Genomic DNA, 16,647 nt, shown 5'->3' on the forward strand with positions numbered 1-16,647 from the left:
CGATGTAAAGTCTACAACGTGGCGCGAAAGTTACAAGTGTGATGTGATAAAGCTCTAAAAAAAAACATGGAATTAGACATATCCTCTAACATATCGGGGTGCTAAACGAGACTTTTTTTCACCTGGAAGGTCGCGCCGAACCGCAGCCAACCTCGCTTTTCGCCCGATCTGCCTGCGATTGCCAGACCAAACGATAAAAGTGATGGGAAAAGTCCTAAATTTACTTAATGATACAAAGAAGAGTGAATTTTTAAGGTTGAACAGTGTCTGTCGGCAGCAACGATGTCACGTTGGGGTCGCATAATGAACCCATAGGCATTGCCCAATTCTGCCGCTCTACTTAACCTTAGACGATCCTCTTGTGTCAATTCAGGTAGCCAGCCAAGCACCACACTGTAATTTCCTGTCAGTAAAGCCTTCTCCATGGCGTCTACGGTAGCCAGTGGATTGATCTGATTAAGCTGTACGACCTTATCAACCGGCAGGCTGGCCTGTTGCAGCCAGGTTTTGCTCAGTTTCTGCTGCGGGGTCAGCCACAGTAACCAACGTGATTGCCTGCCTAACTGTTGCAACAAAGGCACCAGCAACTGGGCTACGGCGGGTTGCCGCTCATTGTAAACAAGCTCACTGATTAGGCCATTTTCGTTGCCCTCTTGCGCAGGGATCACCGCTTGCTCCGCCGGCATTGAGGATTGGCTAAAATGAGATTGATAAAGTGATTGAGTACGCATGTCGTCTCCCGCCCGTAGTGTTACTGTATGTATATACAGTATAGCCATCGAAACAGAAGATCAACCCAAATTTTCGTAACGCTTCGCATAATTGAGATTATTTATTGTACGTCTTGAATTTATGATTGGCACGACTAGGGATAATGCGTATTTTTTTTAATTAGTTGTTCCAGTTACGTTTATTCCAACCAAAACATGCCTAATGGCTGTGGCTTCATATAAGGAGAGTTAAATGAATGGAGGATCGTTAAGGAGGATCGAACAGGCAAAGTCCTGCTTTGCCGCCCTGGGAAATATTGCCATACGCTCGCAGTTTGGCGGCTATGGCCTGCTGGCGGACGGCACAATGTTTGCGGTCATTACCGAAGGTGAGCTGTATTTGCGTGCAACAGAAAGTCTGGAAACTGCATTCCGTGAGCGTGGCATGGTGAATATGACCTATTTAAAGCGAGGGGTCCCATGGTCATGCGCTATTACTGGGTGAATGAAGAGTTGTGGCGGCAGCGTCGCGAACTGTGTGCGCTTGCCTGGCAGGCTCTCTGTGAGACGCGTAAAGAGATTAAGGTGAAAAAAAGCTGCAATGGCAGATTGAAAGATTTACCGAATATTGATGCTTCACTAGAGCGCCAGCTGTGGCGAGCAGGCATATGCAATATTTATGATTTTCGCCTGTTGGGGGCCAGAGATAGCTATCTGAAGTTGCTGCAACAGCAAAAAAATCTGGGCATGAAAGTGCTGATGTCACTGGCGGGTGCCATGGCGGGCTACCACCATGCCGCCTTGCCTAATCTACAAAGGGAGGCGTTGACCGAATGGTTCGAAAACAACGCGCTCCTTCCCTCCTTTGATGCGCGGTCAAAAGACCGCGCCTGCGGCCCACATCCTTGAACTATCAACCGGCTTGAGTAATTTGTGTATTAAGTGCCGTCAGCTCTGGTAGCAATTCGAGCACCAGGCCAATTTGCTGCAACACCAGCTGTTCTTTGCTTTCCGGCTCCGGAACCAGCGCAGTAATACGCTCGGAGAGGGCTTCCAGTGCCTGCGTGATACGCTGACGATCATGAGCGTCGTGGTGTAATGCACCATCAACATAGCAAACCGCATCGTTGAGCAAATCCAGCACGGCGGCACTTTCCAGGCGCTCACGGTGGGCACCCAGGGCAGAAATATAGCTCAGCAAGGTATGGTTAAGGCACAGCAGGCGAAATGCCGCTTCCTGAATGGTTTTATCGGCTTTAGGGTCGGCAGACATGTTAGAGATCACCGACGCCAATTCGGCATCGCTATTATGGGCATCGCGGCGGGCAATACGATAAGGCAGGCCGTTATCCTTGCCCTGATGGTACTGCACCAGAATGGCATCCAGATAGCGGCAGTCGGCATTCAGTGTCTTACGCACCATGGCCGGTAACTGACGGAACTTCCAGTCTGGCCAGATAAAACTCACCGCTGCCCAGGCGATGGCACAACCCAGCAGGGTATCGTAGACGCGCGGGGCTGCCACTTCGAACCCTTCGCCCAGCAGGTTAAAGCATAGCAAGACCAACAGGGTGATAAACATCGTGGCGTGGGCATATTGCACGGTTCGGAAGGCGAAGAACAACACTCCCGAGATCACGATCAGGATCAACTGCCCTTCCAGCGAGGGCACAAAATACAGGATCGGTAGCCCGATCAAAATACCAGCCAGAGTGCCGATGATCCTTAACGCCAAGCGCCTGCGGGTGGCGTTGTAGTTGGGCTGGCAGACAAACAGGCTGGTCAGCAGGATCCAATAACCGTGCTGCATCCCGGTCAGTTGAATAAACGCATAGCCCACGCACAACACCACCGACATACGGATGGCGTGGCGGAATAGGGCGGATTGTGGTGTCAGGTGGCGGCTGATACGCAGGCGAATATCGCTCCAACCGGTGAGTCGGTCGTCTGACAGGTTGTTTTCCTCGGTCTGGCCACTCGCCAAGGACTGCTCAGATTCGATATTGGCCAACTGGGCGTCAATTGCCCGTAAATTCTTCAGCAGATGGGATAGCGCTCTGGTCAGTTCGCGATTTTCTGGGGTAATGGTAACCCGGGTCAGCGCCTCTTCCAGGCGTGAAAAAGCGGGCTCAAAACGCGGGCTATGCAGATATTTCTGCCGTAGCAGTATCGACTGCGCCAGTTGCTGGCAGGCACGGGCCTGCTTGGCCAGCAGCCGCTGGAAGCGGAACAGAATATCGCTGTGGCGGAACTGTTGGCTTAGCGCCTGATACTGTACGTGAGAAGAACTGGCGCGCTCATGGATATCCTGAGCGACAAAATAGTAGTGCAGCGTTCTGCGGGTGCCGCGCTGGCCACGGTCGCCTTTCAAGCGGGTCAGCAGTGAAGCCTTGGTCAGGTTAAGCGTGGTGACCAGTGTGCTGTTAGCCATCGCCACGTCTACCCACGGCAGATCGGCGTCCGATTCGGCATCTGGATCGAACAGGTTGGCCTTGGCATCCAGGTAGTTGGCCAACTGTTCATAGCAGCGGGCCAGGTTTTCCTGTAGGGGCTTGATAGGGAATAGCAGATGGCCGATCAGCGTCAGCAAGTTGTACCAAACGGCACCGATAATCAGCAGGGTAGGTTGCTGGTACCAGGCATCGTACATGGAGGTGCCAAGCATGGTGTAGACGGCGATCAGCAAGGCACCGAAGGCGATAGTGGCGTAACGCTGTCCTAATGCCCCAAGCAGGATAAAGCCGCAGGTTGAGGTCGTCAGCCCGAGGGCAAACAGCCAGGGGTAAGGAAACAGCAGTTCAATCGATGTCGAGGCCACAAAAAAGCAAACTAGCGTAATGAGCAGATTTCGCAATCTTCCTGCCAGCCGGTCGTCCAGATCCGCTAGCGCGGCGGCAACGACACCCAGTGTTAACGGAATGGTCAGTTTAGGGACGCCCAACCACCACGGCACCGCAGAGGTCCCGGCCAGAGCGATAAAAATACGCAGGTTATAAAGCAGGTTACTGTTATAGGTATAACGCCGAATTTTGGGTGCTAAAGAGAGCACGACAAGCTCCTAAATGGGAGAAAAGTTAACGCGATTAAAAGCGGCGGCGGGCGTTCTCGATCCGCGCCTGTTGGGCCACCTCAACCGGAACGACGCGGCGGCCTACCGGCCACAGGGCGATAGCGGCTATCTTGAAATTGGCGATGCCTACCGGAATACCAATAATGGTGATGCACTGGGCGATACCCGCAATAATGTGTGACAGGCACAGCCACCAGCCGAACAGGACCAGCCAGACGATATTTAGCAAAGAACCGCCAGCAGCCAGCAGGGCATTGCTTTTCTCTGGGTATAATTCATCGACATGGATCGCTTCGTTGCCAAATGGCAGCAGGGAGATTTTGGTAATTTCCCAGCAGGAGCGGGTTAATGGCAGGGTGAAAATCAACACGACGCTGAAGAAGGTGGCAATCAGCCAGCCAAGCGTGGTGAAAAAACCACCCAAAACGAAATTAAGAACGTTCAATACAGTACGCATAGTCGTCATTCTGCTCTAATGATGGCCAAACGGCACGGGGGAAGTATTCATCAGCATAACGCAAAAACTATTCTACCCTTTTTTTAACGCTAGAGTGCCATTGCTTAACGCGGGTAAACTGGTAGCAATTCTACCCTATGGATTTCAAGCTGCAGCTTGAAAGACGACGGGTATATCTCAACTTGATTATGGCGTGGGCATATGGAACTTAAAGCGACATCGCTGGGCAAGCACCTGGCACAGCATCCCTACAACCGCGTACGGTTGTTGCATGCTGGCGTTGAGGTGAGCGGCGAGAAGCATGAATACCTGATCCCTTTCAACCAGTTAATCCAGGTGCGTTGTAAACGCGGGATCGTCTGGGGGGAGCTCGAGTTCGAACTGCCGGATGAAAAGGTTGTGCGCCTGCACGGTACCGAATGGCAGGAAACCCAACGCTTTTACCACTATCTGCAGCAGTCTTGGCAGCAGTGGAGTAGCGAGATGAGTGAAGTGAGCGCCGAGGTATTGCAACAGCAGGTCGATCATATCCGCCAAATTGAGCTCCAGGACAAGTGGTTCAAGCGTGCCGAATTGAGCAACTTGCAGCAGCAGATCCGCCAATCGTTTGGCGCATTGCCAATGCCGGTGGCGCGGCTGGAAGAGTTTGAAAACTGCCGTGAAAGTTATCACTTGTGCTTGCAGTGGCTCAAGTCTGGCCTGCGCAGCGTGGCGCAACGCAATCAACTGTGGTGCGACCGGATGCTGGAAACCCACCAGGATTTCTTCCAGACCGTTGAAACGTCACCGTTGAATGAATCGCAAAGCCGGGCCGTGGTGAACGGCGAGGATGCCGTGCTGGTACTCGCAGGAGCCGGTAGTGGCAAGACCTCGGTGCTGGTGGCGCGGGCGGGTTGGCTGCTACTGCGTCAAGAGGCCGAGCCTGAGCAGATCCTGTTGCTGGCATTTGGGCGCAAAGCCGCCGAAGAGATGAACGAACGCATCCAGGAACGTTTGGGCAGCGTGGCGATCCAGGCGAAAACGTTCCATGCGCTGGCACTGCAGATTATCCAGCAGGGTAGCCGCAAAGCGCCTGCGATCAGCAAGTTGGAAACCGACAGTAAAGCGCGCCGGACGTTGCTGATCACCCACTGGCAAAAACAGTGCAGCGAGAAGAAAGCGCAGGCCAAAGGCTGGCGGCAATGGTTAACGGAAGAGCTGGAGTGGGAATTGCCCGAGGGCGATTTCTGGCATGACAAGCGTCTGGCAGAGCGTTTGAGTGGGCGCCTGGAGCGCTGGCTTGGCTTGATGCGCACCCACGGAGGTAGCCAGGCCGAAATGATAGAGCAGGCTGACGAAGAGATCCGCGATCTGTTCAGCAAACGCATTCGCCTGATGGCACCGTTGCTGAAAGCGTGGAAAACCGCGCTGAAGGATGAGGGAGCGGTCGACTTTGCCGGGCTGATCCATCAAGCCGTCAATCTGTTGGAAAAAGGGCGCTTTATCAGCCCGTGGAAACATATTCTGGTGGACGAGTTCCAGGATATCTCACCGCAGCGTGCGCTGCTGCTGGCGGCGCTGCGTAAGCAAAACAAGCAGACCAGCCTGTTTGCGGTCGGCGATGATTGGCAGGCGATTTACCGTTTCAGCGGGGCAGAGCTGTCGCTGACCACCGCCTTTGCCGAGAACTTTGGCGTAGGCGATCAGTGTGCGCTGGATACCACCTACCGCTTTAACGATCGGATCGGTGAAGTGGCCAACGGCTTTATACAGCAGAACCCGCACCAGTTGAAAAAGCCGCTCAATAGCCTGACCAAGGGCAACAAGAAGTCGGTGGTTATCCTGCCGCAGGAGCAGTTGGAAGCGTTGCTGGACAAGCTAAGTGGCTATGCGAAGCCGCAAGAACGGATCTTGGTGCTGGCGCGCTACCACCACCTCAAGCCGGAGGTGTTGCAAAAGGCGGCGACGCGTTGGCCGAAGCTGAATATCGAGTTTATGACCATTCATGCCAGCAAAGGCCAACAGGCCGACTACGTGATCATTGCCGGGCTGTATGAAGGCAAGGATGGATTCCCGGCGGAGGTCCGTGAATCCGTGCTTGAAGAGGTATTATTGCCTCAGCCAGAGGATTTCCCGGATGCGGAGGAGCGGCGTTTGCTCTATGTCGCCCTCACGCGGGCCAGACATCAGGTTTGGTTATTACAAGATCGCGAACGCCCGTCGGTATTTATCGAGCAGTTGCAAGATATTGGCGTGCCGTCGCAAAGAAAGCCGTAAACCACAGGCCTGAGACTGCTGACAAACCATCACCGTGCTCCCAATGTAGGGGGCCATGCTGCGCCCGCTGGATAATCAATGGGTTAGCAGATACTGGTATAGATGGATTCCGACCAATTCAGCAATATTGCCACTTTGTCATCAATCTGAGGCCTGGTATTCCACCAGGCCTTGGGCATTATTTCAGGCGTTCGGCGAGGTACTTTTCGTAATCAGGAATAGCGATCACCACTTCGCTCTTGAACAGCGAAGAGTCGATCAGGAAATCGGCGGTGGAGCGGTTGGTCGCCACCGGGATGTTCCAGACCGTGGCCAGGCGCAGCAAGGCTTTGACATCCGGGTCGTGGGGGACGGCGTTTAGCGGATCCCAGAAGAAGATCAGCATATCGATCTTGCCTTCGGATATCAGTGCACCGACTTGCTGATCGCCGCCCATCGGGCCACTCAGCATGCTTTGCACCGGGATACCGCTGGCCCGCTGGATCAAATTGCCAGTAGTGCCCGTGGCATACAGCTGATGCTGGGCAAGTATTTCCTTATTGTCTTCAACCCATTTCAGCAAGGCCTGTTTGCGATGGTCGTGAGCAACAAGCGCAATATGCTTGCGCGCTGCGATGGTGCGGGTGGTTTGTTCCATATCGCTATCCTTGGAAAATCGAATGATTCGCCACAGATTACTGAAACTGTATTTCACTGCCTAGTGCTAACGCGGGAAATTGCGAACAAACCACGCCTTTACGGCATAAAGGCGTGGTTGGCAGCATTTAACGGTTGCGAGATTGGCCAGCCCAGGCGATAAAGCGTTTTTGCGTCTCGGGATCGGCGCGCAGGAACCAGTATTGCAGCATTTCCTCGGCAACGTTGTCGCCGTTCAGGGGGATAACCGCTGGGCTACCCTGTGCCGTGGAGATCACGCTGGCACTCAGATGTGCTAACGCCGGAACGGAGGCCTGGCGATTTTGAGCGTTATAATCGGCAACGATCTTCTCCAGGTCATTACCATTGGGCGAGGTTGTTAGCGGTAATACATCGTGTTTGATTGCCAACGGCTTGCCGTGGTTACCCAGAATTTTATAATTCGGCGCTTTATCAAACCGCTGGGCATCCTGCTCATTCTCGATACGCGGTAGCTCGATGGTGACAGCGCTGACGTTTTGACTGTTGAACACCACAATCTGCGCGGATGAAGTGTAAAGCACCTGAGAGCGTGGCTCTTTACGTACGGATTTGGTGACTTTGAACAACAGCTGATGCTGCCCGTCATTTAATTCCAGACTATCGGCCCCTTTTAACAACGAGCCCGTCATTTGCTTGCCGTCGACCATCATCAGCTCGATGTCCGGGGAAAGCTTCAGGGTCGTAGCTGCGGCCGAAACGCTTAGCGATATTCCAAGCAGCCCCGCAACCACCAGACCAAATTTCATTGTTACTTCCTTTTCGTGGAACAGGATGACTAGTGTTGGATACGCCACTAGTTATGTCAAATCTTTTCAGAATGCCGTTTAATTTACATTTACACACATTTTGATGGTATTTGAAACATAGCATTGGGTCAAACCAGCCTGCGAGCAGTATAGACGCAGACTGATAACAAATTTTAACTGATGTTGGCGTTTCGGTTACACTGATGAAGTGCTTTTTGGTAAAAAATCAGGAGCGAAAAATGCAAGACCTAGCAATTGCAGAGGTACTCAAGCAGGTCAAAACCATTGCGCTGGTGGGCGCCAGTGATAAACCGGCCCGAGCCAGCTATGGCGTAATGGCTTATTTGTTGGCGCAAGGCTATCAGGTCATTCCGGTGAGCCCGAAGCTGGCCGGGCAGACGCTGCTTGGGCAGGTGGTTTACGCCACATTGGAGGACATTCCTCATCCTGTCGATATGGTGGACGTGTTTCGTAACTCGGAGGCGGCGTATGGGGTAGCACAGGAGGCTATTGCGATAGGTGCCAAGGTGTTGTGGTTACAAATCGGGGTGATCAACGAACAGGCGGAAGCATTGGCCAAACAGGCCGGGTTAACGGTGATTATGGATCGTTGCCCGAAGATTGAAATCCCGCGCCTGGGATTGGCACGCTGATTGTGTGAAAACGCCAGGGCTGGCCCTGGCGTTTGAGACTGCTGATAGACTTCAACCAGTGACGCTGCGTAGAGGCGCTGGTTTCTCAGGCTTGAGGTTTAGTTACGCAGCCGGGGGGCCTGCAACTGGTTGCGAATGGATTCTGCCAGCTCATCCAGAGAAGGCTGTTCAGGGTGTGCATCCTGTGCTTCCCCCGCCAACTGCGCTTCGGCCAGATAAGTGTGAACCGGCTGGCCTTCATCGTCCTCCATCACCACGTGATACCACGGGGCTAGGCGCAACTCGTCGTTGGCTGCAATCTCGTCTGCTTTTGGGTGCTCCAGAGAGTATTCTGGATCGACATCAATCACCACCCCCAAATACCCCAGCAGCCGGTGACGAACCTGCTGACCGATACCGAATTTGCTGGCTATCATATGACCTCCTGAGAAACAGTGCATTGAACTCTATATGAGGACAAAAACAGCGCATTTCAAGTTACATCACCCGGCACGCAAACCCTTTCAGATACAAGCCTTCAGGATAAGTCGCAATCACCGGGTGGTCGGCAGCCTGTCGGAACTGCTCTACAAATTGTACATCACGCCCGGCATCTACGGCAGCATCGGCCAAAATTTTCTGGAACAGATCGGTCGGCATCAGGCCTGAGCAGGAGAAGCTGAGCAGAATGCCGCCCGGGTTCAGCAACTGGAAGGCTAACATATTGATGTCTTTATAACCGCGACAGGCGCTGGCCAACTGATTTTTGTTTTCGACAAACTTCGGTGGATCCATGATGATCAGGTCGAATTTCTCACCCTGCGTGCGGTAGTTGCGCAGCAGTTGGAATACGTCATCACGTACAAACTCGGCCTTGCTCAAATCCAACTGGTTCAGTTCGACGTTCTGCTTGGCGATATCCAGCGCGGCCTGCGATGTATCTACGCTAATGACCTGCTCACACCCGCCCATCAAGGCAGACACCGCGAAAGCGCCGGTGTACGAGAAGCAGTTGAGCACGCGACGGCCTGCGGAATAGTTACGCGCAGCCAGGCGGCTATCACGCTGATCGAGATAAAAACCGGTCTTGTGGCCTTGTTGAATGTCCACCAGCAGTTTCATACCATGCTCGGTGATCGGTAGCAGGGCAGGAGGAAGATCGCCCAGCACCGGGCCTTGGGTGAGCGGCAAGCCCTCTTTTTTACGTACGGCAACGTCTGAACGATCGTAGATCGCGCAGTCTGGATAGCAGTGCTGGAGAGCAGAAAGCAGCGGGGCGCGCTGATATTCGGCACCGGCGGACAATAGCTGTAAAACCAGGAAGTTCTGGAAGCGATCGATGGTGATCCCCGGCATACCGTCAGATTCACCGGCGATCAGGCGATAACCGTCCAGCCCGTCACGCTTTGCGATCCAATCACGCCAGCTCTGTGCCTGTTGCAAGCGATTGATAAAGAATGCGATATCAATATCTTCGTCCTGCTTGAAGGTCCAGACGCGTGCGCGAATTTGCGATTCTGGTGAATAGGCACCGCGTGCCAGCCATTTGCCCTGGCTGTCATGGATATCGATGGTTTCGCCGGACTGGGCTTTACCCTCGACACGGAGAACAGCGCCAGAGAAAATCCACGGGTGGCGACGGAGTAAGGACTTTTCACGTCCTTTGGCAAGGATCAAGCGTGCGGTCATAATTAAGTATGCTGCCAGATAGAGAAAAAAGAGTGACACACTCTGGGCATCAGCGCAGAGAATGCCTGTAATGAAATCGATCAGGAGCCGATTATGACACAAGTTTGTATTGCCGCGTATGTCTATGGTGTGGTGCAGGGGGTAGGATTTCGCTATAACACTCAACACCAGGCTACGGCTTTGGGGTTAACCGGCTATGCGCGTAATCTGGATGATGGCAGCGTGGAAGTGCTGGCCTGTGGCGAACAACAGGCCGTTGACCAACTGATGGCGTGGCTGAAAAGCGGCGGCCCACGCAGCGCCCGCGTTGACCGCGTGCTGGTGGAGCCGCGTGGGGTTGCCGAATATAAGGGCTTCAGTATTCGCTATTAACCCGTGGCTAGATACACTTCACCGGCTTTGGCAACCCGGCGATCTTGGTCGCCTGTTTGGCCGGGCCTTTCGGGAACAGGCGATACAGGTAGCGGCTGCTGCCTTTCTCTTCGCCGTATTTTTGCGCCATCGCCTTTACCAGCATGCGAATGGCCGGAGAGGTATTAAATTCCTGATAGAAGCTACGCACAAAGCGTACGACTTCCCAATGCGCTTCGCTCAGTTCAATCTCTTCCTGTGCCGCTAACAGCGGGGCTAGCCCTTCGTGCCAGTCAGCACTATTTTTCAGGTAGCCCTGGGCGTCAGTTTCAATCGTCTGACCTTCAAACTCCAACATACAGCCTCGGTGATCGGTAATTCATTGCGGGCCACAGTCTAGCAAACTTTTGCTCCGGCAAAAATAAAGCCCCGCATTGCGGGGCTCAGGTCAAAACAAATGCGCTGTATCAGTTGCTGCGGGCGAAGCCCAGAATGCTCAGCAGGCTGATAAACATGTTGTACAGCGAAACATACAGGCTGACGGTGGCACGGATATAGTTGGTTTCACCGCCATGAATGATGTTACTGGTTTCCCACAGCATGGCACCGGCAGAGAACAGAATAAACAGTGCGCTAATGGCCAGGTGCAGGGCAGGGATCTGCAGGAACAGGTTGGCGATAACCGCCACCAGCAGCACCACGAAGCCCGCCATCATCATGCCAGACAGGAACGACATGTCTTTACGGGTGGTCAGTACATAGGCCGAACAGCAGAAGAACACCACTGCGGTACCGCCCAGCGCCAGCATGATCAGGTCACCCGCGCCAGCGTTCAGGAACGAACTCAGGATCGGGCCAAGGGCGTAGCCCATAAAGCCGGTGAAGGCGAAGGCTGCCAGAATACCGGCAGGGCTATTGGCCAGCTTATGGGTCAGGAACATCAAACCATAAAAGCCGACCAGCATTAACAGCAGCCCAGGAGCCGGTAAGCCCAGCATGGTGCTGGCGGTTGCGGTCAGTGCTGAAAAGGCCAGCGTTAACGACAGCAGAAAATAGGTGTTACGCAAGACTTTATGCGTACTTAGCAAAGAGTCGCGCGAGGAGGATGAGACGACAATGCGGTCCATATGATCTCTCTTATCAGGTCATCACAAAATTAATCATGATGATAGTGCAGTGCAAGCCATTGATTAAAGATTGTTTACCATTCTTTACCCTACGTGACTACTAGGGTATTGCCGCACCCCGATTGTTGATTTCTTCATCGGTCAGCTTGCAGATGCCGTTTTTTCGTTCGGTTGAACGGTTTCAGGCTTTACAACGTGATCGGCTGTGTTTATAGTTCGCTGCATTACGGAGGGGTGGCCGAGTGGCTGAAGGCAACGGTCTTGAAAACCGTCGACGGGAAACCGTTCCAGAGTTCGAATCTCTGCTCCTCCGCCATATTATGAATGACCCCAAGCTCAAAAGGCTTGGGGTTTTTCGTTTTATGCTATCCAGTAAATATACCATCCGCTCCAGATCGGCCAAAGATAGGCATAGGACGGTATGCAAGTTATTTAGCTATTTGTTCCTCCATCAACAGCTTGTTTCTCTCCGTGACCAATGCAACTTTTCCAACAACAGTAGACATAATGAAGCGGCCTTCCGTTCGCAGCATGAAGAAATAACAACTACGATATTGTATGAGATGAGACCACGTACTTGCTCATCGGCTCCTGACTCCTTATCTGTCCTGCATATGCAGCCCTCCAAGCGCTGTGAGGGGACGTTCAACGTCTGGCTAGCGTCATATTGATGATATTGTGGGGTAACCTCATGACTAACCGAAAGAAAACCAAAATCGTACCCGCTGCCAGTCTTTCAAAAGAAAAGAACCCCAAGCGCATAGCAGGCAACCGTGTGCCACAAGGAAAAGGCACGGCAAAAATACCGGAAAAAAAATATCAGCAAGAGCTCAGGTTGTTACACGAAGAACTTGTCCATTTACAAAGCTGGGTGATTGCCAAGGGGCTGAAAGTTTGCATCGTGTTTGAGGGGCGCGATGGGGCTGGCAAGGGCGGTACGATAAAAGCACTGACCGAAAGAGTCAGTCCACGAGTGTTCCGTGTTGTTGCCCTTCCTGCCCCAACCGAACGTGAAAAAACCCAAATGTACCTGCAACGCTACATGTCTTACATGCCTGCAGCAGGAGAGGTCGTTATCTTCGATCGTAGTTGGTATAACCGAGCTGGCGTCGAGCGAGTTATGGGTTTTTGTACGCCAGAGCAGACGCATCAATTTTTGGAGACGGTTCCGATGGTGGAACGGTTAATCGTGGAGTCTGGCATAATTCTAATCAAATACTGGCTGGATGTAAGCCCAAAGGAACAAGAACGTCGATTGCGTGCACGTATTGATGATGGCCGAAAGACATGGAAGCTTTCAGAGATAGATATCCGTTCTTTCGAACTCTGGGATGACTATTCCCGAGCCAGAGACGACATGTTTGCTGCCACAGATAGCCTTTGGGCTCCTTGGTTTGTTGCTAATTCAGAAGACAAAAAGCGGGTTAGACTAAATGTTATCCACCATTTTCTGCAGCATATTCCTTACAAGCGGTTGCCGAAAAATAAGATTAAATTGCCTAAACGCAAAATCGGAAAATATCAGTCACCAGACTATCCTTTGAAACATATTCCTGAGATTTTTTGAACAAAGTGTCATTCTAATTCATGGCAATTTGCTGTTTAAAAACTCATGGCGTTTTTATCCATTGAGTACCAAAAACTGACGGCGAAAACGATGAGCCTGTATAATCAGAGGGCTGAAGGGTAGTGACGGAATATGGCTGATATAATAGGGATTATTATGAAATGATGCTGGTTATCCTAACCTCAGAAGGCCAACCATTTGACGACTTTCCCACTCTTTTTTATGCCCTCTGATCGCGTCCTGCAAAAATCCTCGTACACACCAGCCAGACAATAATCGACTGAAGCACAAAGGTTGCTGGTGCGGTTTGCGCCATAAAGCCGCAGATGCCGCTTGCCATCAGGCTGTTCGCTGAATCGCTGTAATAATAATCCCCCTTAAAGACCGCAATTGGATCCCTCAAGTAATCGTGATTGGCACTCGTTTATAGGGCCGTACACTGTATAACCAAGTGATGTTGTTTCATTTTTGTGAATGAAAAGTAACAACTAACCCTCTAGACGCTAACTTTTCCTGGTCATTAACGCTACCGGGTATCAAAGGATGATATATGTCTTGCGAAAACATCGGCATTTCCCCGGCATTAGCCGCAGGGGAACGGACTCTTGCACCCGTCAAATCACTGACTTTTCTTGAAGGGGTCGCAATGATAGTTGGCACTAATATCGGTGCAGGCGTGCTTTCTATCGCGTACGCTTCCAGTAAAGCAGGTTATTTACCTTTGCTATTCTGGTTGGTACTGGTTGGCTGTGTAACCACCATTTCTATGCTGTATGTCGCTGAATCCACCCTTCGTACCCGAGAACATCTGCAACTAAGCGGCTTGGCCCGGCGGTATGTCGGTGGTTTTGCTTCATGGGTCATGTTCGCTTCAGTTTGTGTCAATAGTATCGGTGCGCTTACCGCTTACATGTCTGGTAGCGGCAAATTATTGCAATCCCTGCTCGGCATTTCACCTGCGCTCGGCAGCCTGCTGTTTTTTATCCCGGCGGCGTTGGTTCTGTATCTCGGCTTAAAAGCCATTGGCCGTGGCGAAAAATTTATCAGTATCGGCATGGTTGTCATGCTGAGCGCTCTGGTTATTGCGACGCTATTGAAAGAGACCACCCAGATGCGCAACCTGCTTGACGGTGACTGGCTCTTTATGGTGCCCGTGTTCAGTGTGGTGGTGTTCTGCTTCTCTGCCCAATATATTGTGCCTGAGATGGCACGCGGTTTTGCGGATAAGCCAGAACAACTTCCCAAGGCCATTATTGTCGGGATGGTAACGACATTTGTGCTGTTGGCAGTGGTGCCGATGTCGGTGATCGCTCTCAGTGGGTTGGGTAATATTTCTGACGTGGCGACGATCTCGTGGGGGCAGGCGCTTGGCCAATGGGCTTTCTTCTCTGCCAATATCTTTGCGCTATGTGCCATGCTGACATCCTACTGGGGGCTAGGTGGCAGCTTCGTGAGCAATATTTTCGATAAGTTCAGGTTAGGGGACGACGAACGACCGTTGCGCCGCTTCGGCGTGTTGATGGTGGTCGTTTTGCCACCGTTCGCGCTGGCCTACAGTGGTCTGGTTTCATTCGTCAATGCGTTGTATTTCGCCGGTGTATTCAGTGGAGTGATCTTGTCGATCATGCCGATACTGATTTTGCGAGGTGCCCGCAAACATGGCGACCGGGTGCCGCTCTGGCAATGTAACTGGATCACGCATCCGCTGTTGCAGGTGAGTATTGTGCTGTTGTATCTGGGAAGTGCGGTCTATGCGATTGCGTCACTGTTTGGTTATTTGCCGGCTGGCTGGTGATTGTTGCCAGGCTAGTTGCGACGATTGCTGCTATGGTTATCTTTGCCATGTTCGGCCAGGATGAGAGATAAAACAGTCGAGGTACAAGATGGAAGAGAAAACGGAAAAAAGTACGCCTCAGCGTGATGTCTTTTTGGATGCCAGTGGCAGAAGCGATCGACTATGGCCTGGTATCAAAAGCCATTGTCAGCGAAAAAGAAATAGCCTGAGCATAGCGCAATAACCCACCGTATCATCCAATCCCCAAATAGCCCCAGCAGGCTATTTTGTTCAGTTCCATAACCCACAAGCTGTGCGGGTTATGGACGCTGTAAACGGCCTGCGTATTATCAAGCCCCAATAGCCCAGCCGCAGGGCGTGGCACCAAGGCTATGCATTGAACAACCAGAGGCCAAAAGTGGCGGTTTGTGACCCGAATCACTGCCCCATGTAAGCGCACCGAGTGTTTTCTTCTCATTCTGCATGTTAACCACATGATAACAAAACGTTATCCGATAGATGGCGGTAAAACACTGTGCTAGGATGATTAATCACCACCTCTGGCATCAACGCCAACTTGAAAAGGATATGACCATGCCTTTGAATAATAAAAATATTTTTGTAGCTCTCGCCGCTGCCTTATTTGCAGTCAGCAGTTACGCGGCTGCGCCGAAATCCGTGGCGATCCTCTCTATCGTTGACCATCCGGCATTGGATGCTACCCGTGATGGGGTGATTGATGAGCTAAAGGCTGCGGGGTATGACAAGGATAAGGTCAAGGTCCAGTTCCAAAGCGCGCAGGGAAATACGGCCACCGCAGGGCAGATCGCGCGTAAATTTATCGGTGACAAGCCCGATGCGATAGTGGCGATTTCAACGCCTGCGGCCCAGTCCGTGGTGGCGGCTACCAAGACCATACCGGTGGTGTTTACTACGGTAACCGACCCGGTGGCGGCCAAGCTGGTCAGTAGCTGGCAGCCGAGTGGCACCAACGTTACCGGCGTTTCAGACAGCGTAGCCATTGGCCCGCAGGTCGATTTGATCTTGCAGGTTAAACCCGATGCCAAGCGAGTCGGCATGGTCTACAGCCCAGGGGAAGTCAACTCGACGGTGGTGGTCAAAGAGCTGAAAGATGAATTAACCAAACGCGGGATGACGCTGGTAGAGGTTCCTGCCGCACGTACTATCGACGTAGCCCCAGCGGCTAAAAGTCTGGTAGGCAAAGTCGACGTGATCTACACCAATACCGATAACAACGTTATCTCTACCTACGAGTCGCTGGTCGGCATTGCCAATCAGGCTAAAATCCCGTTGATCGCCGGTGACAATAGCGTTGCCAAACGTGGCGCGGCTGCGGCGTTGGGGATGAGTTATTACGATCTGGGCCGCCAGACCGGTAAAATCGTCGTCCGCCTGTTAGAGGGTGAGAAGCCAGGCGCAATAGCTCCTGAGGTAGGTAACAAGCTCAGCCTGAGCGTCAACCCTGCCGCCGCCCAGAAACAGGGTGTCACTCTGCCAGCGGAGCTGGTGCAATCAGCACAAGAAGTCATCAAATAACGATCTGCGTTGAATGATGGTTTACATCGGGTG

Annotated in this window: 15 protein-coding genes, 1 tRNA gene and 1 pseudogene; 8 read left to right on the forward strand and 9 right to left on the reverse strand. The window is 52.4% G+C overall.

The window, feature by feature from the left end:
• Positions 1 to 224: 224 nt before the first annotated feature.
• Positions 225 to 686, reverse strand: coding sequence for an SOS-induced cell division inhibitor SulA (sulA, locus tag D9980_RS04090; protein WP_230326628.1), 462 nt, complete (start codon positions 684 to 686; stop codon positions 225 to 227).
• Between the two features lie 277 nt (positions 687 to 963).
• Between sulA and D9980_RS04095 the strand changes: the two are divergent.
• A pseudogene (locus tag D9980_RS04095) lies at positions 964 to 1,619 on the forward strand (TfoX/Sxy family DNA transformation protein).
• A gap of 4 nt (positions 1,620 to 1,623) precedes the next feature.
• Here D9980_RS04095 and yccS read toward each other — a convergent pair.
• Positions 1,624 to 3,759, reverse strand: coding sequence for a YccS family putative transporter (gene yccS, locus D9980_RS04100; protein ID WP_121606489.1), 2,136 nt, complete (start codon positions 3,757 to 3,759; stop codon positions 1,624 to 1,626).
• A 34-nt stretch (positions 3,760 to 3,793) separates the two neighbouring features.
• The gene (locus tag D9980_RS04105) at positions 3,794 to 4,237 is read right to left on the reverse strand and encodes a YccF domain-containing protein (RefSeq protein ID WP_024485658.1); all 444 of its coding nucleotides are present in this window, start codon (positions 4,235 to 4,237) and stop codon (positions 3,794 to 3,796) included.
• Positions 4,238 to 4,438: 201 nt separating this feature from the next.
• Here D9980_RS04105 and helD point away from each other — a divergent pair, with 201 nt between their 5' ends.
• Complete coding sequence (helD, locus tag D9980_RS04110; protein WP_121606490.1) at positions 4,439 to 6,493, forward strand: DNA helicase IV; 2,055 nt, start codon at positions 4,439 to 4,441, stop codon at positions 6,491 to 6,493.
• 178 nt (positions 6,494 to 6,671) lie between these two features.
• Here helD and D9980_RS04115 read toward each other — a convergent pair whose 3' ends face one another.
• Together D9980_RS04115 and D9980_RS04120 are read right to left on the reverse strand one after the other, a co-directional pair.
• Positions 6,672 to 7,130, reverse strand: coding sequence for a methylglyoxal synthase (locus D9980_RS04115; protein ID WP_021182049.1), 459 nt, complete (start codon positions 7,128 to 7,130; stop codon positions 6,672 to 6,674).
• 127 nt (positions 7,131 to 7,257) lie between these two features.
• Positions 7,258 to 7,917, reverse strand: a complete 660-nt coding sequence (locus tag D9980_RS04120) for a DUF2057 family protein (RefSeq protein WP_121606491.1) — start codon at positions 7,915 to 7,917, stop codon at positions 7,258 to 7,260.
• A 239-nt stretch (positions 7,918 to 8,156) separates the two neighbouring features.
• Between D9980_RS04120 and D9980_RS04125 the strand changes: the two genes are divergently transcribed.
• Complete coding sequence (locus tag D9980_RS04125; protein ID WP_121606492.1) at positions 8,157 to 8,570, forward strand: CoA-binding protein; 414 nt, start codon at positions 8,157 to 8,159, stop codon at positions 8,568 to 8,570.
• Between the two features lie 98 nt (positions 8,571 to 8,668).
• Here the strand turns inward: D9980_RS04125 and hspQ are convergent, their stop codons facing one another.
• Together hspQ and rlmI are read right to left on the reverse strand one after the other, a co-directional pair.
• Positions 8,669 to 8,986, reverse strand: a complete 318-nt coding sequence (hspQ, locus tag D9980_RS04130) for a heat shock protein HspQ (RefSeq protein ID WP_024485655.1) — start codon at positions 8,984 to 8,986, stop codon at positions 8,669 to 8,671.
• Positions 8,987 to 9,047: 61 nt separating this feature from the next.
• Positions 9,048 to 10,238, reverse strand: a complete 1,191-nt coding sequence (gene rlmI / locus D9980_RS04135; protein ID WP_121606493.1) for a 23S rRNA (cytosine(1962)-C(5))-methyltransferase RlmI — start codon at positions 10,236 to 10,238, stop codon at positions 9,048 to 9,050.
• Positions 10,239 to 10,331: 93 nt separating this feature from the next.
• On the opposite strand from rlmI, the gene yccX reads away from it, so the two are divergent.
• A complete protein-coding gene (gene yccX, locus D9980_RS04140; protein ID WP_021181988.1) occupies positions 10,332 to 10,610 on the forward strand; it encodes an acylphosphatase in 279 nt (92 codons plus the stop codon).
• Between the two features lie 7 nt (positions 10,611 to 10,617).
• On the opposite strand, the gene tusE is transcribed toward yccX, so the two are convergent.
• Together tusE and yccA are read right to left on the reverse strand one after the other, a co-directional pair.
• Positions 10,618 to 10,947: a sulfurtransferase TusE gene (gene tusE, locus D9980_RS04145; protein ID WP_024485653.1), complete on the reverse strand. Its 330-nt coding sequence runs from the start codon at positions 10,945 to 10,947 to the stop codon at positions 10,618 to 10,620.
• A gap of 109 nt (positions 10,948 to 11,056) precedes the next feature.
• Positions 11,057 to 11,716: an FtsH protease modulator YccA gene (gene yccA / locus D9980_RS04150; RefSeq protein WP_021181987.1), complete on the reverse strand. Its 660-nt coding sequence runs from the start codon at positions 11,714 to 11,716 to the stop codon at positions 11,057 to 11,059.
• Between the two features lie 228 nt (positions 11,717 to 11,944).
• Between yccA and D9980_RS04155 the strand changes: the two genes are divergently transcribed.
• The 4 genes from D9980_RS04155 to D9980_RS04170 all read left to right on the forward strand — a co-directional run bounded on the left by D9980_RS04155 (position 11,945) and on the right by D9980_RS04170 (position 16,614).
• A tRNA-Ser gene (locus tag D9980_RS04155) sits at positions 11,945 to 12,032 on the forward strand.
• A 375-nt stretch (positions 12,033 to 12,407) separates the two neighbouring features.
• Positions 12,408 to 13,283, forward strand: coding sequence for a polyphosphate kinase 2 (gene ppk2 / locus D9980_RS04160; protein WP_121608946.1), 876 nt, complete (start codon positions 12,408 to 12,410; stop codon positions 13,281 to 13,283).
• Positions 13,284 to 13,833: 550 nt separating this feature from the next.
• Complete coding sequence (locus tag D9980_RS04165; RefSeq protein WP_121606494.1) at positions 13,834 to 15,078, forward strand: amino acid permease; 1,245 nt, start codon at positions 13,834 to 13,836, stop codon at positions 15,076 to 15,078.
• Between the two features lie 573 nt (positions 15,079 to 15,651).
• Complete coding sequence (locus tag D9980_RS04170; RefSeq protein ID WP_024485282.1) at positions 15,652 to 16,614, forward strand: ABC transporter substrate-binding protein; 963 nt, start codon at positions 15,652 to 15,654, stop codon at positions 16,612 to 16,614.
• Positions 16,615 to 16,647: the final 33 nt, after the last annotated feature.

The sequence above is a fragment of the Serratia sp. 3ACOL1 genome, from assembly GCF_003668775.1.
GTDB lineage: Bacteria > Pseudomonadota > Gammaproteobacteria > Enterobacterales > Enterobacteriaceae > Chania > Chania fonticola.